The following is an 18,362-nucleotide window of genomic DNA, read 5'->3' as shown; positions in this document are numbered from 1 at the left end:
ACGGATTGATCCATGTCCCCTCGCGAGATCCGCATCGCCACCCGTAAAAGTGCCCTGGCCCTCTGGCAGGCCGAATACGTCAAAGCCCGCCTGGAAGCCGCCCATCCCGGGTTGGTCGTGACCCTGGTGCCCATGGTCAGTCGCGGCGACAAGCTGCTCGACTCCCCCCTGTCGAAGATTGGCGGCAAGGGCCTGTTCGTCAAGGAACTGGAAACCGCGTTGCTGGACAACGAAGCCGACATCGCCGTGCACTCGATGAAAGACGTGCCCATGGACTTCCCCGAAGGCCTGGGCCTGTTTTGCATCTGCGAGCGGGAAGACCCGCGCGATGCATTCGTTTCCAACACGTTCGCCAGCCTCGAGGCATTGCCTGCCGGCAGTGTGGTGGGCACCTCCAGTCTGCGTCGCCAGGCGCAATTGCTGACGCGCCGCCCGGACCTGCAGATCCGTTTCCTGCGTGGCAACGTGAACACGCGTCTGGCCAAGCTCGACGCCGGCGAGTACGACGCGATCATCCTCGCCGCCGCCGGCCTGATCCGCCTGGGTTTCGAAGACCGTATCACCTCGGCCATCAGCGTCGACGACAGCCTGCCAGCAGGTGGGCAGGGCGCCGTGGGCATCGAGTGCCGCAGCGCCGACAGCGACATCCATGCCTTGCTGGCGCCGTTGCACCATGAAGACACCGCCACCCGGGTATTCGCCGAGCGCGCCCTCAACAAGCATCTGAACGGCGGTTGCCAGGTGCCGATCGCTTGTTACGCCGTGTTGGAAGGCGAGCAGGTCTGGTTGCGTGGCCTGGTGGGCGATCCCAATGGCGGCCGGTTGCTCAGTGCTGAGGCCCGGGCACCGCACCGTGATGCCGAGGCGCTGGGCGTGCGCGTGGCCGAAGACCTGCTGAGCCAGGGCGCCGCCGACATTCTCAAGGCGGTCTACGGCGAGGCGGGCCACGCGTGACGGGGTGGCGGCTGCTGCTCACACGGCCGCAGGATGAGTCGTCGGCCTTGGCGGCTGTCCTGGCTGATGCGGGTGTCTTCAGCAGCAGCCTGCCGTTGCTGACGATCGAGCCGATCCCGCTGTCCGATGCCGGGCGGGCGATGCTCCAGGCGCTGGATCAATACTGTGCCGTGATCGTGGTCAGCAAGCCCGCCGCCCGCCTGTGCATCGAACAACTGCGCCTGCTCTGGCCCGAGCCGCCCGATCAGCCGTGGTTCAGCGTGGGGGCGGCCACCGGGCAGATTCTCGCCGACGCCGGCCTCACGGTGTTTTATCCAGGCAACGGTGACGACAGCGAAGCCTTGCTCGAACTTCCCGCGTTGCGCCAGGCTGTCAGCCGGCCCGATCCGCGGGTCTTGATCGTGCGTGGCGAAGGCGGGCGTGGCTTGCTGGCGGAGCGTTTGCGCGAGCAAGGTGCTAGTGTCGATTACCTGGAGTTATACCGACGCGACATTCCTCATTACGCCGAAGGTGAGCTGCCGACGCGGGTTGAAGCGGAACGCTTGAACGCACTGGTGGTCAGCAGTGGGCAGGGCCTGGAGCATCTGCAGCGATTGGCCGGCGATGCCTGGCCGACGCTGGCACGGTTACCGTTGTTTGTGCCAAGCCCAAGGGTTGCCGAGATGGCGCGTGCCGCCGGGGCCCGAACAGTTGTGGATTGCCGTGGCGCCAGCGCCGCGGCTTTGCTGGCGGCGTTACGGGAGCACTCCGTGCCGTTTTCTAATGCGAAGGATGGATACGTGAGCGAAACAGCCTTGCCAAAAGCAGATCAAGACCAGCCGGTGCTCGACGCGCCGGTTGAAACCCCAGCCCCGGTGGCGCCGCGTCGCGGCAACGGGCTGGCTATTTTTGCCTTGTTGCTCGGGGCCGCCGGCGTAGCGGTTGGCGGCTGGGGTGTGTGGCAGGTGCGTCACCTGCAAACCAACAACCAGCAACAGTCCGCCCAGGTCCAGGCGCTGAACGACCAGGCCCAGACCCTCAAGCTCAATGAGCAGCGCCTGACCGAGCGCCTGGCCCAGTTGCCTGGTGCCGAAGAGCTGGAGGAACGTCGTCGCCTGGTGGCCCAACTGCAAGGTGACCAGCAGCACCTGAGCCAGCGCCTGGAAACCGTGCTCGGTGCCAGCCGCAAGGACTGGCGCCTGGCCGAGGCCGAGCATTTGCTGCGCCTGGCCAGCCTGCGTCTTTCCGCCTTGCAGGACATCAGCAGCGCCCAGGCGCTGGTCCAGGGCGCCGACGAAATCCTGCGCGAACAGGATGACCCCGGTTCGTTCGCCGCCCGCGAACAACTGGCCAAGACCTTGGCCGCGTTGCGCAGCACCGAGCAGCCGGATCGCACCGGACTGTTCCTGCAACTGGGCGCCTTGCGAGACCAGGTGCTGCAGCTCAGCGAGCTGGCGCCGGAATACAAGGATCGCGGCGAGTCCCTGCTGGGCCTGACGGCCGATGGCGATGGTGCCAGCCGTTGGGCACAGTGGTGGGACCAGATCTCGCGGTACATCCGCATCGACTTCAACGCCGATGAGAACGTCCGTCCGCTCCTGGCCGGGCAAAGCCTGATGCAGGTGCGCCTGGCCTTGAGCCTGGCGCTGGAGCAGGCCCAATGGGCGGCCCTCAATGGGCAGGCGCCGGTGTACACCCAGGCGCTGACCGAGGCGCGGGACGTGCTGAAAAACAACTTCAACCAGGACAACCCCCAGATCAAGATCATGCTCGAACGCGTGGCCGAGCTGACCAATCAGCCGGTGACCGTGGTCACGCCGGACCTGACGGGCACCCTGAGCAGCGTCCAGGCCTACCTTGAGCGGCGCAACCTCAATGCCGAAGAATCGGTCAAGCCGCTGCCCAAGGCGGGCGCCCAGGAGGCCACGCCATGAAGCGCCTCTACGTGATTGTGTTCGTGGTCATCGTCGTCGCCGCTTTGCTGGGCGTGGCCATCGCGGAGCATTCCGGTTACGTGCTGGTGGCGTACAAAAACTTCCGTTACGAAGCCGGCCTGTGGGTCACCCTGGCGCTGGTGGCGGTGTTCTGGCTGCTGTGGCGCGCGGTGGTTGCGTTGATCGGGCTGGTGACCACCTCCAGCGGCGTGGTCAACCCGTGGTCGCGCCGCAACCGCAGCCGACGTGTGCAAGTGGCGATCGAGCACGGCCAGCTGGACCTGGCCGAAGGTCGCTGGGCCAGTGCCCAACGGCACTTGCACCGCGCCGCCGAAGCCGAGCGCCAACCCCTGTTGTATTACCTCGGTGCGGCCCGCGCGGCCAATGAACAAGGGCTTTACGAGCAGAGCGACAGCCTGCTGGAGCGCGCCCTGGAGCGCCAGCCCCAGGCGGAACTGGCCATTGCCCTGACTCACGCGCAGTTGCAGACCGACCGGGGTGACACAGAAGGGGCGCTGGAGACACTGCAAGCCATGCACGAACGCCATCCACATAACGTCCAGGTGCTGCGCCAGTTGCAACGGCTGCATCAGCAGCGCGGCGACTGGTCGGCGGTGATCCGGCTGCTGCCCGAGCTGCGCAAAGACAAGGTCTTGCCTGCCGCCGAGCTGGCGGAGCTGGAGCGTCGGGCGTGGGGCGAGAACCTCACCCTGGCGGCCCACCGCGAAGAGGATGGCAGCGTCGGCTTGCAATCGTTGAACCGGGCCTGGCAACAGTTGACCTCCGCCCAGCGCCAGGAGCCGGCGCTGGTGCTGGCGTATGCCGAACAGTTGCGGCAACTGGGAGCGCAGATCGAAGCCGAAGAGGCGCTGCGCATCGCGCTCAAGCGCCACTACGACAGCCATCTCGCGCGCCTGTACGGGCTGGTCCGCGGCAGTGATCCGGTCCGGCAACTGCAAACGGCCGAAGGTTGGCTCAAGGACCATCCGGCCGATCCTAGCCTGCTGCTGACCCTGGGGCGTCTCTGCCTGCAGAACAGCTTGTGGGGCAAGGCCCGGGATTACCTGGAAAGCAGCCTGCGGATCCAGCGCAATCCCGAAGCCTGCGCAGAGTTGGCGCGCCTGTTGGCGCAGTTGGGCGACGCCGAGCGCAGCAATCAGTTGTTCCAGGAAGGACTGGGCTTGCTCGACGAGCGCCTGCTGGCGGCGCCGCTGCCGGTGTCGGCGCAGGTGCTGTCGACGTGAGCATGGCCTGAGTCATCGTGGCGAGGGCGCCGCTCCCTCGCCACGGCTTTTATTGCGTTACAAGCGATGAACAGCCATCGCTTGAAGGGCCTTTGTCAGTGCCCTTGGCAAAGTCCTACAGCGAGCTGTAACAAGTCCCTTTGTCTCTGTCGGGAATTCCCTACATCCCTGGTGAAGTGTCTGCGCGAGCCTGCCTTGAAAGGCCCGAGGGCTTTCCTCTACCGTAACGACTTGTCTCTTCTGCTACGGAACCGCCATGTTTTTGGCTTGCTCGCGCTTCTTGTTTCTCATGGCTTCCATCGCCGCGGCCCTGGCACTGGGCATCGCCAGTTACCTGGAATATTCGGTCGGCCTGACGCCTTGCAGCCTGTGTGTCTTGCAGCGGGTGTGCCTGCTGCTGTTGCTGGTGAACAGCCTCGCGGCCTGCGTGCACGGCCCGGGGCGCTCGGGCAGCATCGTCTATGGGGCCTTGGGGTGGGTATTCGCGTCGGGGGGGATGACGCTGGCCTGGCATCAGGTCCTGATGCAGAGTCGTTCGGTCCAGTCGGTGGCTGATTGCGTCACCCCCATGATCGGGGTGCAATCGTGGTGGTGTGCGTTGCGTCGGGTACTCGATGGGGTGGTCGATTGCGCGAACATCACCTGGACGCTGTTCGACCTGAGCATCCCCGAATGGAGCCTGCTGTTCTTTCTCGCCGTGTCCGTCGCAATGACCTATCTGCTGCTGCGCCTTGCCTGGAGTGCTCTGGCACGACCTCTCGGCGGCGATACGTCGCAGTGGGCCCGAGTACTGGATTAAACACTTGTATGAACTTTATCGCCTGCGTACCTTGAAGCGGTAGTCGTGCGGGCATAATCTGGCCCGCACGTGTTATCGGAATCGTGTCACTCGAACATGTTGTGTCTGGCTTGTCCCTGGTTATCCAGGTGTGCGCAGGCTGCGAGGGGCATGACTCACAAGGGAAGAAATCACCATGCTCGAAAGTTGTCAGAATGCTCAGGAACGCTGGGGTGGGGTGCATCTGCTGATCGATCGCTGGTTGCAGGAGCGTCACGAACTGGTGCGGGCCTATGACGTCCTCGGCGACAAGCCTGAAGCGCTGAGCGAAAGCCGCAAGCCCTTGCAGGAGTTCTGCGGTGTGCTGGTCGACTATGTATCGGCCGGTCATTTCGAGATCTACGAACAACTGACGGGCGAGGCCAAGGCCTTCAACGACAAGCGTGGCTTGGAGCTCGCCGAGCAGATCTACCCGCGCATCGACGTCATCACCGAGAAGCTGCTGGCGTTCAACGACCTGTGCGATGAAGGCAAGTGCGTGGCTGAGAAATTCAAGGAGTTGGGCGGCTTGCTGCATGAGCGTTTCGAGCTGGAAGACTGCCTGATCGAAGTGCTGCACAACGCACACAAGGAAGAAGCCGCAGTCCAGGCCTGAAGGTTTTTGCAGGCATAAAAAAACGGTGCGCATGGCGCACCGTTTTTCGTTTGGGCGACCTTAGCCCGTCGCGCCGAGCAGTTCGATTTCAAACACCAGCGGCGTGAAAGGCGGGATCACATCCCCGGCACCTTCGGCGCCATACGCCAGGGTCGAGGGAATCACCAGGCGCCACTTCGCGCCGACCGGCATCTGCGGCAATGCACTGCGCCAGCCGTCAATCACACTGTCGAGATTGAACCACTGTGCCTGGTGATTGGCGTCGAATACGGTGCCGTCCGGCAACCGTCCGACATACAACACCTGGACCTTGCCGTGGGGGCCTGCCTTCGCACCTTTGCCTGGCTTGAGCTCCGTCAGCAGGATGCCGTCCGCGAGTTGCTGGACGCCGGGTCGGTTCTTTTCTTCGTTGAGAAATGTCTGCTCCGTCTTGAACGCCATCGCGTCCTGAGGTGGCAACGACTGCGCTGTCAGTTGCGCTTGATGCGCGGCCAGGATCTGTTCGATGCGTTCATCCTTGAGGGCCAGCGGCTTGCCCAGGTAAGCCTGTTGCAAGCCTTCGACCAAGGCCTTGATCTGCAGGTCGGGCACGTCCTGGCGCAGGCGTTCACCCAGGCTCGCGCCCAGGCTGTAGGCCAGGTCGTGAGCATCGTTTGCGCTGGTTTTGTCAGCGGCCTGGGCCATGGAGCCAAGCATGCACAGGGACAGGAACAGGTGACGCAACATGGGGGATCTCCGGCCTCGAATCGAGGGATTATGCCAGTGCCGACAGGTGCAGAGGTGGATTGCCCTGGCGCGGATGAATAAGATTTTTCGTACCTTGCAACGCAACGTCTTGTGTACTGTCAACATGCCCTAGCGGCGGTTGCAGCAGAGGTCTAGTATGAGCCGCACTCACGTCAGTCAGGAGGTAAACCATGTCGGCCACCAAGAAGCCTGTAAACACTCCGTTGCACTTGCTCCAACAACTCTCGGGCAGCTTGCTCGAGCATCTGGAAAATGCCTGCTCCCAAGCGATGGCTGATGCTGAAAAACTGCTCGCCAAATTGGAAAAACAACGCGGCAAGGCGCAGGAAAAACTGCACAAGTCGCGCACCAAACTGCAAGACGCCGCCACCGCCGGCAAGGCCAAGGCACAAGCCAAGGCAAAGGACGGTGTGAAAGAACTCGAAGACCTGCTCGACGCCTTGAAGGATCGTCAGTCCGAGACCCGTGCCTACATTCTGCAACTCAAGCGCGATGCCCAGGAAAGCCTGAAACTGGCCCAGGGCGTAGGTCGCGTGCAAGAGGCTGCGGGCAAGGCGCTGACACTGCGTGCCGCCAAGCCTGCTGCTGTATCGGCCAAGAAGCCGGCGGCTAAACCTGCCGCAGCAAAAACGCCCGCCAAGGTAGCGGCCAAGCCTGCCGTGAAGGCTCCCACCAAGACCGCGAGCAAACCAGCGGCCAAACCCGTCGCCGCCAGCGCTGCAAAACCTGCGGCCAAAAAGCCAGTCGCTAAAGCGGCCGCCAAACCGGCTGCAAAAACCGCAGCCGCCAAGCCTGTCGCGGCCAAGCCTGCGGTAAAACCGGCGGCTAAACCGGCTGCCAAGCCTGCCGCAAAAACCGCCGCTGCCAAACCCGTTGCGACGAAAACCACCGCTGCAAAACCGGCCGCTAAACCTGTCGCCAAGCCGGCGGCCAAACCCGCTGCCAAAACGGCCGCCGCGAAACCCGCCGCCAAACCAGCAGCCACCAAAACAGTGGCGGCCAAACCCGCTGCCGCCAAGCCTGCCGTAAAAACCGCCGCCAAGCCTGCCGCGACCAAGGCACCAGCCAAAGCGGCGGCCAAACCTGCTGCCAAGCCAGCGGCCGCCAAGCCAGTTGCTGCGAAGCCTACCGCTGCCAAGCCAGCGGCCAAACCCGCCGTGAAAAAACCAGCGGCCGCGAAACCTTCGGCTGCGCCTGCCGCCAAACCGGCCACCGCCGCGCCTGCTCCGGCAGCGTCCCCTGCGCCAACCGCCAGCACTCCAGCGCCGGCAGTCAGCCCGTCCGCTTCCGTGGCGCCGAGCACCAGCACCCCAACCAGCGCTTCCTAAGTGCCGGACACCACGACGCGCAGCTGATGCAGCGCGTCGTGGTGCGCAGGTTCGACACTCGCCGCCAGCGCTTGCAGCCATTGGGCTGAACCCTCGTGCTGTGCCGTCGGCCAATCCTTGGCCGCCGCTTCCAATCGTTCCAATAACCGCCGCTCGGCCTCCAGTTCCAGCCGCTTGACCTGTTCGCGCAGGTTGTCGAGCGCCGGGTCTTGCTGGGCCATGGTTTTCCATTGCTGGCGAAGGCTGCGAAGAGGCTTGACTACCTCGGCGTCCCAGGCCTCGGCCAACTGTCGAAGCGTGTGCAGCCGTGGTTCGCGACAGGGCACGCCGCGCTGGTCCAGCCACAGGCTGCACAGCAGCAGGCACACGTTGATGCCGGCCTCCTGCGATGCCAGGCAGGCGGCTTCCACGCCGGGCTTGGCATAGAGGTCCAGGGAGAAACGCCAAAGGTCAGGGGACATCGTGCTACTCGCGCCAGTTGCGAGCGAAGCTGGTAGACTCCGCCGCCATTATGATCCGACTTCAGAACCTGACTTTACAGCGTGGCCCGCAACGTCTGCTAGAAGACGCCGAGCTGACCCTGCACGCCGGCCACAAAGCCGGCCTCATCGGTGCCAACGGCGCCGGCAAATCGAGCCTGTTCGCCTTGCTGCGCGGTGAGCTGCACCCGGACTCGGGCGATTGCATGCTGCCGGCCGATTGGCGTATCGCCCACATGCGTCAGGAGGTCGATACCCTCGAGCGGCTGGCGGTGGACTACGTGCTCGACGGCGACCTGCGCCTGCGTCAGGTTCAACGCGACCTGGCGGCGGCGGAAGCGGCCCACGACGGCGCCGCCCAGGCCCGCCTGCACTCGGAACTCGACAGCGCCGACGGCTACACTGCCGACGCGCGCGCGCGCAAGTTGCTCGCCGGGCTGGGGTTCACCAATGAGCAGATGGACCGCCAGGTCGGCGATTTCTCCGGCGGTTGGCGGATGCGCCTGAACCTGGCCCAGGCCCTGATGTGCCCCTCGGATCTTTTGTTGCTCGATGAACCGACCAACCACTTGGACCTCGACGCCATCATCTGGCTCGAAGATTGGCTCAAGGGTTATCCGGGCACGCTGCTGCTGATTTCCCACGACCGCGACTTCCTCGATGCCGTGGTCGATCACGTCGCCCATGTCGATCAGCGCAAGCTGACCTTGTACCGTGGCGGCTACAGTGCATTCGAACGCGCCCGCGCCGAGCGCCTGGCCCAGCAACAGCAGGCCTATGAGAAGCAGCAGGCGCAGCGTGCGCACATGGAAAGCTACATCGCCCGCTTCAAGGCCCAGGCCACCAAGGCTCGCCAGGCCCAGAGCCGGATCAAGGCACTGGAACGGATGGAGGAGCTGTCGGCGGCCCACGTGGATTCACCGTTCGACTTTGTCTTTCGCGAGTCGACAAAAATCTCCAGCCCGCTGATCGACCTGTCCGATGCACGCCTGGGCTACGGCGACAAGACCGTGCTGGAGAAGGTCAAGCTGCAACTGACCCCCGGTGCGCGAATTGGCCTGCTGGGGCCTAACGGCGCCGGCAAGTCGACCCTGATCAAGAACCTCTCCGGAGAACTCCAGCCGTTGGGCGGTCGCCTGACCCGTGGCGAGAACACCGTGGTCGGCTATTTCGCCCAGCATCAGCTCGACTCCCTCGATGCCAAGGCCAGCCCGCTGCTGCACCTGCAACGCCTGGCGCCGACCGAGCGCGAGCAGACCCTGCGTGATTTCCTCGGTGGTTTCGATTTCCGTGGCGCGCGCATCGATGAGCCGGTGCTGAATTTCTCCGGTGGCGAAAAGGCTCGCCTGGCGTTGGCGCTGATCGCCTGGGGCCGGCCCAACCTGTTGCTGCTCGACGAACCGACCAACCACCTGGACCTGGAAATGCGCCTGGCCCTGACCATGGCCTTGCAGGAATTCAGTGGCGCCGTGCTGGTGGTGTCCCACGACCGGCATCTGCTCAAGAGCACCACGGACAACTTCTTCCTGGTGGCCGATGGCAAGGTCGAGGAATTCGACGGCGATCTGGAGGATTACGCACGCTGGCTGGTGGACTATCGCCAGCGCAACGCGCCGGTCAGCACCACGCCGGTCAACCCGGACAAGACCGACAAGAAAGCCCAGCGCCAGGCCGCAGCCGCCTTGCGCCAGCAATTGGCGCCCCACAAGCGCGAGGCCGACAAGCTCGAGGCCGAACTGGGCAAGCTGCATGAAAAGCTGCAGAAAATCGAAACCAGCCTGGGTGACAGCGGTCTCTACGAGGCGGCGCGCAAAGATGAGTTGCGTGACCTGCTGGCCGAACAGGCCAAGCTGAAAGTTCGAGAAGCGGAGCTGGAGGAAGCCTGGATGCAAGCCTTGGAAGTGCTGGAAAACCTGCAAGCGGAGCTGGAGGCGCTGTCCTGATGGAAGCCCTGGCGTTGCCTGTTCCCGTGATGTGGATCGAGCCGATCTGGCTCGGTGTGCAAGTCCTGCTGATCCTGCTGGTCGGTTACTTTGCCCAGCGCTTCGTGGCGCGCGCGCTCACGCGCCTGGGCGAGCGCTATCCCTTCCCGCCGCAGTTGCTGATCATCCTGCGGGGTGTGCTGCGCTGGCTGATCATGGGCAGCGCGGTGTTGATCGTGCTGGAGCGCCTGGGTGTTTCGGCCACGGTGCTGTGGACCGCCCTGTCGGGCTTCGTCGCGGTGGCGGCGGTGGCGTTCTTCGCCATCTGGAGCGTGCTGTCGAACCTGCTCTGCGCCGTGCTGATCTACACCGTCGGCCCGTTTCGCCTGGGGGACGTGGTGGAGTTGGTGGAGGCCACCGACAAGCCTGGCATCAAGGGGCGGGTGGTGGCGATCAACCTGCTCTACACCACGCTGATCGAGCCCGAGGAGCTCGGCACCGGCAGCTCCATGGTGCAAGTGCCCAACAGTCTGTTCTTCCAGCGTTCGGTCCGGCGCTGGCGTGGCAGCGAGGCATTCCCGGTCGGCGGCTTCGTCGAGTAGGGCGGTCTTCGCGGCGCCCTTCAGCCCGAGCAGAAAAAAACAGTGGTCAACCGTGCAGCGGCGCATTAGCGTATTCGTTTCGACGAATTCGAGCCGAGGTGTGCAATGGTGCTGGAAACATGGCTGGCGTTTTTCGCCGCCTGCTGGGTGATCAGTCTTTCGCCGGGTGCCGGTGCCATTGCATCGATGTCCAGCGGCCTGCAATACGGTTTCTGGCGTGGCTACTGGAATGCCCTGGGCCTGCAACTGGGCCTGGCACTGCAGATCGCCATCGTTGCCGCCGGCGTGGGGGCGATCCTCACCGCCTCGGCTACGGCTTTCTATGCGATCAAATGGTTTGGCGTGGCCTACCTGGTCTACCTGGGCATCAAGCAGTGGCGGGCCATTCCCAGCGACATCAGCGATGACGCGGCCGTGCGGCCGATCGGCAAACCCATGGCGCTGGTGTTTCGCGGTTTCCTGGTCAACATCAGCAACCCCAAGGCGCTGGTGTTCATGCTGGCGGTACTGCCGCAGTTCATCGATCCCCACGCCCCCCTGATCCAGCAATACCTGATCCTGGGCATGACCATGATCTGCGTCGACCTGATCGTCATGGCCGGCTACACCGGGTTGGCGTCGAAGGTCTTGCGTCTGTTGCGTACCCCGAAACAGCAACGGCGGATGAACCGTACGTTTGCCGGGCTGTTCATTGGCGCGGCAGGGTTGCTGGCGACGATTCGCAAGGCGGCGGTGTAAGCCGTTCTGTGGCGAGGGAGCTTGCTCCCGCTGGGCTGCGCTGCAGCCCCAAAAGCCTGCGGTCGCTACGCCCGAGGCGTCGGACCGACCGAGCGGGAGCACGCTCCCTCGCTACAGAAGCATCATCCATTGGCGCTAAGACTTAGCGCAGGATCACCGGCGCCGTATCCCGTGGCAGGTTGTTACGCTGCGCGGGCTCGCGGGGTTGTTCGTAGCTCGGGCCGCCGAGCTGTTCGCTCATTTGCCGCGCCACGTCTTCCCCTAGGGCCTTGGACACTTCACGCACGACCCGCGGGCGGTTGAGGCTGATGTGCACGTCCCGGTGGTTCAGCAGCTTGGTGTCCTGGCCTTCGCCCATGGCGGTGAACGCCGAGGTGATTTCGAACGTCTTGGTGTTGATCAGGCTGAAGTCCGCCACCAGGGTCAACGCCAGCACCGCCGAGTAACTGTTGGTGTTCGCCAGCTCGTTGATGTCGCGGGTGAAGTCGATGTCCGACACCGTGCCGAACAATACGTAGTCGGCTCCCTTGAAGTTCCCGGCCTTGATTCGCTTGATGACGTCATAGACGTCGCCCTTGGACGAGGCGGTGTACGGCGTGCCCTGCACCAGCTGGAACATCCCGCTGCGCAGGATCTCGCCCTTGATGTCGCCGGTGAACTTGCGCAATTCACCCTGCTCGATGTAGCTGCTGGTGGCTTCCATTTCGTCGTAGCTCGACGAAGCGCTGGCGCTGTAGGCGTTCGCCTGGAAGTTGCTCTGGGCCGAAACGGTGTGGATGTATTCCTCCACCCGCTCCTGGTACGCCAGGTCGGTTACGGCGACTTTCGGGGCCGCCTGCGCGGTGAACGCGCAGGCCAGGGCCATGATGCCAATCCATGTGCGCATGGCTTAACGCTCCGTGGTCTTGCGGATTTCTTTCTCGTCCATCCACTCGGCCAGACCGCTCTCGACGTCGATCAATTGCAGGCTGAACTTGTAGAAGACGTCCTTGTAGTCGCTGCTGCGCTTGACGATCGAGCTGATGGAGCCTTCGATGCGGTACTTGGCGGCGATCATGTTGCCGGTCTTGGCCACGGTGCTCTTCTTGTAGAGACCGCTCTGGTTCTGCAACTTGAGCTGGTCGACCTGGCTGTCCATGGCGTTGTTGTCGCTGGCGAAACGCGCGGCCCCGGTCTTCATCAACTGGGTCTTGATGCTGGTGGTGATTTCCCGCGTGTCGATGTATTCGCTGGTCTTGTTCTTCACGTCGTAGACCTGAACCACCGGACGGCCCTGCAGGACGCCGGATTGGGCCAGGGAGCGGGTCATGGACTCGGCGATCATCTGCAGGTCGGTGGAGCCGAACTCGTTGGTGACAGTTTCCACGGCCTTGGTGTCGCCATAGCTGATGTTCTTGTTGCCCAGTACCGGCGAGTTGTTGGCGCAGCCGCTGACCAGCAGGACGGCGAGGGCGAGGGAGGAAATGCGTAGGAACATGGGTGTGCTCTCAGAAACTGAATGAATTGGACTCAGGCGCAATGCCGACCCATAAGGAGCCTGGCGAATATTCCTGTGGCGAGGGAGCTTGCTCCCGCTGGGGTGCGAAGCGGCCCCAAAATCTTGCGGTCGCTACGCCCGAGGCGTCGGACCGATCGAGCGGGAGCAAGCTCCCTCGCCACAGGGATCAGGCCATAGCCCTTAAGAGTCGTTGTCAGGCTCAAGGCGTATTGATTTCCAGGCGGAAATCCACCGCCTTGGGCGTTGGCGCGATGGCCGGCAGGAACTTGGTCTGCTCGCCATACAGCGTCAGGGTCTTCCAGGTTTCTTCCTCGGCAATCGGAAAGCCTTCCGGCCCAAGCCAGGCAAAGCGGTAGTACATCGTCTTGTTGTTGTAGCTGGTGTTGCTCAACTGCACATTGACGGTCATGTAGCCGTTTTCCCGGGCCACGCGCATGGCGCCGACCACGATGTTCTTGGTCTTGCCCATGGCCACGACCTTGCTGGCAGCGGTGCCCGGCTCCGGTGGTGGCGGGGTGGCACAACCGGCCAGCAAGGCCAGGGCGCCGACGGCGATCAGTTTTAGACGCATGTGAACAAAGACTCCGTTCTTAAGGTTGTTTGAGGCTGGCGACCGCGCTCGGGGTGGCGTTCGGGATCACCTGGGCCGCCAGGCCGCCGGCGAAGACCTGGTTGCCCACCGCCCGCAGGCTGATGACCTGGTAGCGTTGATCCACGTTGACCTTGACCACCGAGCCGCCCACCGCACTTGGCAGGGTGACCTGGTGCTCGCCCTTCTTCAGGCGCAGGCGTACCACCTGGGTGTAGTCCGGCAGGGTGCGCCAGGTACGGGTGTCGGCGCCCTCGAGGATCGCCGAGGTGAGGCCCACGGCCAGGCCGGCCAGGGGGTTGGTGTCGTTGATCTGCTTTTGCGCCACGCCTTTGGTGATCGCACGCACGGTGGTGCGCAGGATGATGCCGGGCATGTCGTCGCGCAGGGCGCGACGGGACATGGCGGTGGTGCTGTTGAGTTGAGTCAGGTCCATCTGGCGGCCGTCGACGCCGATCTGGGCGAACGTTGCCGTGGAGGTATCGGGCTTGATCACCGGGAACGACAACGGCGTGATCACCAGGTTGCCGCTGATGGGCAGGGGCAGGGGAATGCGCACCGAGTCCCGGGACGGCGCCAGGCCGCTCTGCACCACGATCAGGATGTCGCTGTCGTCGGTCTTGGCGGCGGGCTTGTCAAGATTGAGCAGGGCCTGCTCCAGCAGCGGCGTGTTCGGGCGCAGTTCGGCGGCCTTGCGATAGCCCGGCGCAGCCAGGTCCTTTTCCCCCAGGGCTTCGTAGACGAAACCGGCCAGGTAATGGCTGAAGGCACTCTGGTAGCTGTTTTTCAGGCTGACCACTTCCGGGGCGTCGAGGCTGGCCACCGGGTAGCCCTTGAGGTCCTTGTACTCGGTCTTGACCCCTTGCTGCTCGGCTTCTTCCTCGCGCTTGAGGTACTCCTTGTCCCGCAGGTCGGCGATCACCGCTTCGCGCTCGTGGGTTTTCTTGATCTGGGTTCGTGCGCCGTCGAAGTCGTTCACGGCCAGCAGGTTCAGGGCCATCTGCGTGGTGAGCATGACTTTTTCGTAGTCGTAGCCTTCATAGCGGCGGACTTTGTCGTTGACCAGGAAACTGCCGAACTGCGCCACGTACTTGGCCGTGTCGAGCTTGACCGCGTCTTCCCACTGGCCAACCTGCTGGTCGGCACTGTTCCAGGCGGTCTGGCTGCCGGACAGGTCGCCCTTGGCCCGCAGCAGCTCACCTTTCTCGAAGTAATACAGCAGGTCTTTGTCTTGGCTGCTGTTGTTCTTTTCCAGCAGGGTCAGCGCTGCGTCGACATTGCCGGAAGCCAACTGCTGGTTGGTCTGGGCCAGTTCGCCATCGTAGTTGCGAAAGGCCGAGCAGCCGGACAACAAGGTCACCGCCCCGAGGGCGATCGAAAAAACGGCACGGGATGCCATGAACATTTCTTCCCTGAATAGCAGCCGGGGGTGTGCGGGTCGGGCTGGAACGATCCCACGGACAGGCGTCGCTGCGCTGTCGGTTCCTCATCAAGCGAGGAGCTCTTATGCCATCCAACGATAAGAAGGCGGCGGGATTATAAACGTGGCGCTTGGCTATGTAATGGCTTTTCAATTTCGAAATGCCGTTTTTGTGACATCACCTCCAAAGGGTGAATATCCGATGAAAATATGCCCCTAAATCACATCGGCCCTTGAGCCGAAGGCATTGGAAGTGAACAATGTGTTACTTCTTATTACCAATCGAGAGTCATTCATGACTGCCCCGCTTCGTTTCCTGGCCTGGCTCGCACTGCCGTTGCTTGCCCTGTGCAGCCCCTATCTGTTGGCCGACACCGTCGAAGGCGCCCCCCAGGCGCTGCATCTGCTGGATTACATCGGGGCGGATTATCCGGCGACGGTCGAGGCAGGCAAGGTCATCGACGAGGCCGAGTACCGTGAACAGCTGGAATTCACCCAGGCGCTGGAAGGGCTGATCGCCGGGCTGCCGGCCAAGCCGCAGAAGGCTGAGCTGACCCAGGGCATCGGCGCCCTGCGCAGTGCAATCACCCAGCGCCAGGAGGGCGCCGAAGTCGCCCGCCAGGCGCGGCAGTTGGGCGCGCGGCTGGCGGTGGCGTATGAGGTCAGCCAGGCGCCGGTGATCACCCCGGACCCGAGCCGTGGCGCGCCGCTGTACGCCCAGAACTGCTCGGTGTGCCACGGTGCCAACGGCGCCGGCGATGGCCCGGCCGGCGTCGGCCTCGAGCCACCGCCGGCCAACCTGCGCGATGGCCAGCGCCTGGATCGCCTGAGTCTCTATGCGATCTACAACACCCTCGGCATGGGCATCGAAGGCACCGACATGCCGGCCTTCGCCGATCAGCTCGACGACCGTCAACGCTGGGACCTGGCCACCTACATCGCCAGCTTCAGCGCCGACCCGGCCGCTGCCAAGGGCGAGCAGACCTACAACCTGGCCGACCTCGCCCGCCAGACCCCGGCCGAAGTCCTCGCCGCCCAGGGCCCAGCAGCGGCGGCCACCTTCCGAGCCCAGCGTGCGCAGCCCCCGCAGGTGCAACGCGGCCCGGCGCAGTTGCTCGACTACACCGCGGCGACCCTGGACAAAAGCATCGCGGCTTATCGTGCCGGTGACCATGACCAGGCCTATGACCTGTCGGTAGCGGCCTACCTGGAAGGTTTCGAGCTGGTGGAGAGCTCGCTGGATAACGTCGACGCCAACGTGCGCAAAGACACCGAGAAAGCCCTGATGGCCTACCGTCAGTCGCTGCAGGACGGTTTGCCGGTGGAGCAGGCTGCCCAGCGCCTGGACGCGGCCAAGGCGAAATTGAAGGCGTCCGCCGACCTGTTGGGCGGCGATGGCTTGAGTTGGTCGCTGAGCTATATCTCCGGGCTGTTGATTTTGCTGCGTGAAGGCCTGGAAGCGATCCTGGTATTGGCGGCGATTCTCGCGTTCCTGCGTAACACCGGCCAGCAGTCGGCGGTGCGCAGCGTCAACATCGGCTGGGGCCTGGCGTTGCTGGCCGGCCTGGCAACCTGGGGGCTGGCCGCCTATGTGATCGACGTCAGCGGCGCCCAGCGTGAGTTGCTCGAAGGTGCCACGGCGTTGTTCGCCAGTGTGATGGTGTTGTGGCTGGGGGTGTGGATGCACGACCGGCGCCACGCGGCGGCCTGGCAGGACTACATCAAGAGCAGCCTGGTGGGGGGCGGCGGCCGGTTCGGTTTCGCGATCCTGGCGTTCTTCTCGGTCTATCGCGAACTGTTCGAAGTGATCCTGTTCTACGAAACCCTGTGGTTGCAGGCAGGTCCCGCCGGGCACAACGCGGTGTTGGCGGGTGGCGCGACAGCGCTGGTCCTGTTGGTCGGGTTGGCCTGGGTGATCCTGCGCGGCTCGGCGAAGTTGCCGCTGGCGCTGTTCTTCAGCATCAACGCCGCGTTGCTGTGCGCGCTGTCGGTGGTGTTCGCCGGCCATGGCGTGAAGGCGTTGCAGGAGGCTGGGATCTTCGGTACCCGTCCGGTGGCCTTCTTTGACTTCGACTGGTTGGGTATTCATGCCGATGCCTATTCGCTGGCCGCACAGGTGGTGGCGATCCTGGCGATCGTCGTGCTGTATGGCCGTAGCCGGATGGCGGAGAAGCGCAGGGTGCCGGTGTCCTGATGCGCGTCTGGATCGACGCCGACGCTTGTCCCAGGGCGGCGAAGGACCTGGTGGTCAAGTTCGCCCTGAAGCGTCGGTTCGAGGTGGTGCTGGTGGCGGGTCAGCCACAGATCAAGCCAGGCCTGGCCTGTGTGAAGCTGATCGTGGTGCCCAGTGGCCCCGACGCTGCGGACGACTATTTGGTGGAGCACGCTGCGCCGGGCGAACTGGTGATCTGCAGCGACGTGCCCCTGGCCGACCGATTGGTGAAGAAGGGCGTCGCGGCCCTTGATCCCCGCGGCAAGGCATTCGATGCCCAGAACATGGGGGAGCGGCTGGCGGTACGCAACCTGTTTACCGACCTGCGTGAACAGGGCCATGTCGGCGGCGGCCCGGCGGCGTACAGTGAGCGGGACAAGCAGGTATTCGCCAATGCCCTGGATCGGCTATTGACGCAATTGGCGCGTCAATCTTGAATCCTGCTCAGCGCCCCTGTGGGAGCTGGCCTGCTCGCCAAAGCGGTGTGTCAGCCAACGAATAGGCCGGCTGAACCGACGCCTTCGCGAGCAAGCCCGCTCCCACAGGGGCCAGGCTAGCTCTGTGGGACCGGGCTTGGATGTCAGGCGTCGTTTTCGTGGGTCAGTTCCAGCACCCGGTCCACCAGTTTGTTGATGCCCGAGGCCGCTTCGCTGATGTTCTTGGCCAACATGTAGGCCGGGGTGGTGACCAGTCTGCGGGCGGTGTCCTCGACGATGTCGGTGACGGCGCAGTCTTCATGGGTGCCGCCCATCTTGGTCACGGCGGCGGCCGTGTCGGCGTCGGTGCCGATGGTGCAGAGCACGCCAGGGCCGTAGATTTTTGCCGCCAGGGCCGGCGAGATGCACATCAAGCCGACCGGTTTACCGGCTTCGGCAAAGGCTTCGGCCAGGGCCAGCACTTGCGGCTGGACCGTGCACCCGGCGCCCTCGACGGCAAAGCTGGAGAGGTTCTTCGCCGCGCCAAAGCCGCCGGGCACGATCAACGCGTCGAAATCCTCGACGTTGGCCTCGCGCAGGTCCTTGACCTCGCCCCGGGCGATCCGCGCCGATTCCACCAGCACGTTGCGACTCTCGGGCATCTCTTCGCCCGTCAGGTGGTTGATCACATGCCGTTGAGCAATGTCGGGGGCGAAACATTGGACCTGGGCGCCGCGCTGGTCGAGGCGCAGCAAGGTGATCACGCTCTCGTGGATTTCGGCGCCGTCGTACACGCCACAGCCGGAAAGGATCACTGCAATTTTTTTGCTCATGGGTTTTTCTCCAGATTCATGGCGTTAAATGTCC

The 18,362-nt window shown here is 63.9% G+C and carries 18 protein-coding genes and 1 pseudogene; 12 read left to right on the top strand and 7 right to left on the bottom strand.

Annotated elements, in window-relative coordinates:
• Positions 1-12: 12 nt before the first annotated feature.
• From hemC to AD664_RS23210, 6 genes and pseudogenes are all read left to right on the top strand, one after another.
• A complete protein-coding gene (gene hemC, locus AD664_RS23230; protein ID WP_047735789.1) occupies positions 13-954 on the top strand; it encodes a hydroxymethylbilane synthase in 942 nt (313 codons plus the stop codon).
• Positions 951-1,697, top strand: a pseudogene (locus AD664_RS27960) (uroporphyrinogen-III synthase); the annotation flags it as partial. The gene hemC and the pseudogene AD664_RS27960, both read left to right, overlap by 4 nt.
• Positions 1,698-1,733: 36 nt before the next feature.
• Complete coding sequence (locus tag AD664_RS27955; RefSeq protein WP_047739431.1) at positions 1,734-2,867, top strand: uroporphyrinogen-III C-methyltransferase; 1,134 nt, start codon at positions 1,734-1,736, stop codon at positions 2,865-2,867.
• The gene (locus AD664_RS23220) at positions 2,864-4,111 is read left to right on the top strand and encodes a heme biosynthesis protein HemY (RefSeq protein WP_053150183.1); all 1,248 of its coding nucleotides are present in this window, start codon (positions 2,864-2,866) and stop codon (positions 4,109-4,111) included. The genes AD664_RS27955 and AD664_RS23220 overlap by 4 nt, the downstream gene beginning before the upstream one ends.
• Positions 4,112-4,367: 256 nt before the next feature.
• A complete protein-coding gene (locus AD664_RS23215) occupies positions 4,368-4,910 on the top strand; it encodes a disulfide bond formation protein B (protein ID WP_053150181.1) in 543 nt (180 codons plus the stop codon).
• 175 nt (positions 4,911-5,085) lie between these two features.
• Positions 5,086-5,544 carry an Rsd/AlgQ family anti-sigma factor gene (locus AD664_RS23210; protein ID WP_042730380.1) on the top strand — a complete coding sequence of 153 codons (459 nt, stop codon included), beginning with the start codon at positions 5,086-5,088 and terminating at the stop codon, positions 5,542-5,544.
• A gap of 60 nt (positions 5,545-5,604) precedes the next feature.
• Here AD664_RS23210 and AD664_RS23205 read toward each other — a convergent pair whose 3' ends face one another.
• Positions 5,605-6,270, bottom strand: coding sequence for an FKBP-type peptidyl-prolyl cis-trans isomerase (locus tag AD664_RS23205; protein ID WP_053150178.1), 666 nt, complete (start codon positions 6,268-6,270; stop codon positions 5,605-5,607).
• 191 nt (positions 6,271-6,461) lie between these two features.
• Here AD664_RS23205 and AD664_RS23200 point away from each other — a divergent pair, with 191 nt between their 5' ends.
• A complete protein-coding gene (locus AD664_RS23200) occupies positions 6,462-7,619 on the top strand; it encodes an AlgP family protein (RefSeq protein ID WP_053150174.1) in 1,158 nt (385 codons plus the stop codon).
• Here the strand turns inward: AD664_RS23200 and AD664_RS23195 are convergent.
• On the bottom strand, positions 7,616-8,080 hold the full coding sequence (locus AD664_RS23195) for a TIGR02444 family protein (protein WP_053150171.1): 465 nt from the start codon (positions 8,078-8,080) through the stop codon (positions 7,616-7,618). The genes AD664_RS23200 and AD664_RS23195 overlap by 4 nt on opposite strands.
• A gap of 50 nt (positions 8,081-8,130) precedes the next feature.
• Here AD664_RS23195 and AD664_RS23190 point away from each other — a divergent pair, with 50 nt between their 5' ends.
• The 3 genes from AD664_RS23190 to rhtB all read left to right on the top strand — a co-directional run bounded on the left by AD664_RS23190 (position 8,131) and on the right by rhtB (position 11,360).
• Positions 8,131-10,041, top strand: coding sequence for an ATP-binding cassette domain-containing protein (locus AD664_RS23190; RefSeq protein WP_047735794.1), 1,911 nt, complete (start codon positions 8,131-8,133; stop codon positions 10,039-10,041).
• Positions 10,041-10,622, top strand: a complete 582-nt coding sequence (locus AD664_RS23185; RefSeq protein ID WP_042732879.1) for a mechanosensitive ion channel family protein — start codon at positions 10,041-10,043, stop codon at positions 10,620-10,622. The genes AD664_RS23190 and AD664_RS23185 overlap by 1 nt, the downstream gene beginning before the upstream one ends.
• A gap of 105 nt (positions 10,623-10,727) precedes the next feature.
• On the top strand, positions 10,728-11,360 hold the full coding sequence (rhtB, locus tag AD664_RS23180) for a homoserine/homoserine lactone efflux protein (protein ID WP_053150170.1): 633 nt from the start codon (positions 10,728-10,730) through the stop codon (positions 11,358-11,360).
• Positions 11,361-11,502: 142 nt separating this feature from the next.
• On the opposite strand, the gene AD664_RS23175 is transcribed toward rhtB, so the two are convergent.
• The 4 genes from AD664_RS23175 to AD664_RS23160 form a co-directional block, all read right to left on the bottom strand.
• Positions 11,503-12,246, bottom strand: coding sequence for a hypothetical protein (locus AD664_RS23175; RefSeq protein WP_042731146.1), 744 nt, complete (start codon positions 12,244-12,246; stop codon positions 11,503-11,505).
• Positions 12,247-12,249: 3 nt separating this feature from the next.
• Complete coding sequence (gene lpoB, locus AD664_RS23170) at positions 12,250-12,837, bottom strand: penicillin-binding protein activator LpoB (protein WP_042731147.1); 588 nt, start codon at positions 12,835-12,837, stop codon at positions 12,250-12,252.
• 220 nt (positions 12,838-13,057) lie between these two features.
• Complete coding sequence (locus tag AD664_RS23165) at positions 13,058-13,429, bottom strand: YcfL family protein (protein ID WP_042731148.1); 372 nt, start codon at positions 13,427-13,429, stop codon at positions 13,058-13,060.
• Positions 13,430-13,448: 19 nt separating this feature from the next.
• Entirely contained in the window at positions 13,449-14,846 is a 1,398-nt protein-coding gene (locus AD664_RS23160; RefSeq protein WP_053150671.1) for a COG3014 family protein, read from the bottom strand.
• 316 nt (positions 14,847-15,162) lie between these two features.
• Here AD664_RS23160 and AD664_RS23155 point away from each other — a divergent pair, with 316 nt between their 5' ends.
• Together AD664_RS23155 and AD664_RS23150 are read left to right on the top strand one after the other, a co-directional pair.
• Positions 15,163-17,061, top strand: coding sequence for a cytochrome c/FTR1 family iron permease (locus AD664_RS23155; RefSeq protein ID WP_053150167.1), 1,899 nt, complete (start codon positions 15,163-15,165; stop codon positions 17,059-17,061).
• Entirely contained in the window at positions 17,061-17,516 is a 456-nt protein-coding gene (locus AD664_RS23150; protein ID WP_042731150.1) for a YaiI/YqxD family protein, read from the top strand. Before AD664_RS23155 ends, AD664_RS23150 begins: the two co-directional genes overlap by 1 nt.
• A 143-nt stretch (positions 17,517-17,659) precedes the next feature.
• On the opposite strand, the gene elbB is transcribed toward AD664_RS23150, so the two are convergent.
• Positions 17,660-18,328, bottom strand: coding sequence for an isoprenoid biosynthesis glyoxalase ElbB (elbB, locus tag AD664_RS23145; RefSeq protein ID WP_042731151.1), 669 nt, complete (start codon positions 18,326-18,328; stop codon positions 17,660-17,662).
• Positions 18,329-18,362 lie beyond the last annotated feature (34 nt).

This window comes from Pseudomonas sp. P97.38 (genome assembly GCF_001269745.1).
GTDB lineage: Bacteria > Pseudomonadota > Gammaproteobacteria > Pseudomonadales > Pseudomonadaceae > Aquipseudomonas > Aquipseudomonas chlororaphis_E.
This window is presented reverse-complemented; position numbering and strand designations above follow the sequence as displayed.

Bases quoted from the DNA above. Each gene is read 5' to 3' on its own strand.
- hemC (WP_047735789.1), top strand. From the start codon at position 13: ATGTCCCCTCGCGAGATCCGCATCGCCACCCGTAAAAGTGCCCTGGCC.
- AD664_RS23220 (WP_053150183.1), top strand. From the start codon at position 2,864: ATGAAGCGCCTCTACGTGATTGTGTTCGTGGTCATCGTCGTCGCCGCT.
- AD664_RS23215 (WP_053150181.1), top strand. From the start codon at position 4,368: ATGTTTTTGGCTTGCTCGCGCTTCTTGTTTCTCATGGCTTCCATCGCC.
- AD664_RS23210 (WP_042730380.1), top strand. From the start codon at position 5,086: ATGCTCGAAAGTTGTCAGAATGCTCAGGAACGCTGGGGTGGGGTGCAT.
- AD664_RS23205 (WP_053150178.1), bottom strand. From the start codon at position 6,270: ATGTTGCGTCACCTGTTCCTGTCCCTGTGCATGCTTGGCTCCATGGCC.
- AD664_RS23200 (WP_053150174.1), top strand. From the start codon at position 6,462: ATGTCGGCCACCAAGAAGCCTGTAAACACTCCGTTGCACTTGCTCCAA.
- AD664_RS23195 (WP_053150171.1), bottom strand. From the start codon at position 8,080: ATGTCCCCTGACCTTTGGCGTTTCTCCCTGGACCTCTATGCCAAGCCC.
- AD664_RS23190 (WP_047735794.1), top strand. From the start codon at position 8,131: ATGATCCGACTTCAGAACCTGACTTTACAGCGTGGCCCGCAACGTCTG.
- AD664_RS23185 (WP_042732879.1), top strand. From the start codon at position 10,041: ATGGAAGCCCTGGCGTTGCCTGTTCCCGTGATGTGGATCGAGCCGATC.
- rhtB (WP_053150170.1), top strand. From the start codon at position 10,728: ATGGTGCTGGAAACATGGCTGGCGTTTTTCGCCGCCTGCTGGGTGATC.
- AD664_RS23175 (WP_042731146.1), bottom strand. From the start codon at position 12,246: ATGCGCACATGGATTGGCATCATGGCCCTGGCCTGCGCGTTCACCGCG.
- lpoB (WP_042731147.1), bottom strand. From the start codon at position 12,837: ATGTTCCTACGCATTTCCTCCCTCGCCCTCGCCGTCCTGCTGGTCAGC.
- AD664_RS23165 (WP_042731148.1), bottom strand. From the start codon at position 13,429: ATGCGTCTAAAACTGATCGCCGTCGGCGCCCTGGCCTTGCTGGCCGGT.
- AD664_RS23160 (WP_053150671.1), bottom strand. From the start codon at position 14,846: ATGGCATCCCGTGCCGTTTTTTCGATCGCCCTCGGGGCGGTGACCTTG.
- AD664_RS23155 (WP_053150167.1), top strand. From the start codon at position 15,163: ATGACTGCCCCGCTTCGTTTCCTGGCCTGGCTCGCACTGCCGTTGCTT.
- AD664_RS23150 (WP_042731150.1), top strand. From the start codon at position 17,061: ATGCGCGTCTGGATCGACGCCGACGCTTGTCCCAGGGCGGCGAAGGAC.
- elbB (WP_042731151.1), bottom strand. From the start codon at position 18,328: ATGAGCAAAAAAATTGCAGTGATCCTTTCCGGCTGTGGCGTGTACGAC.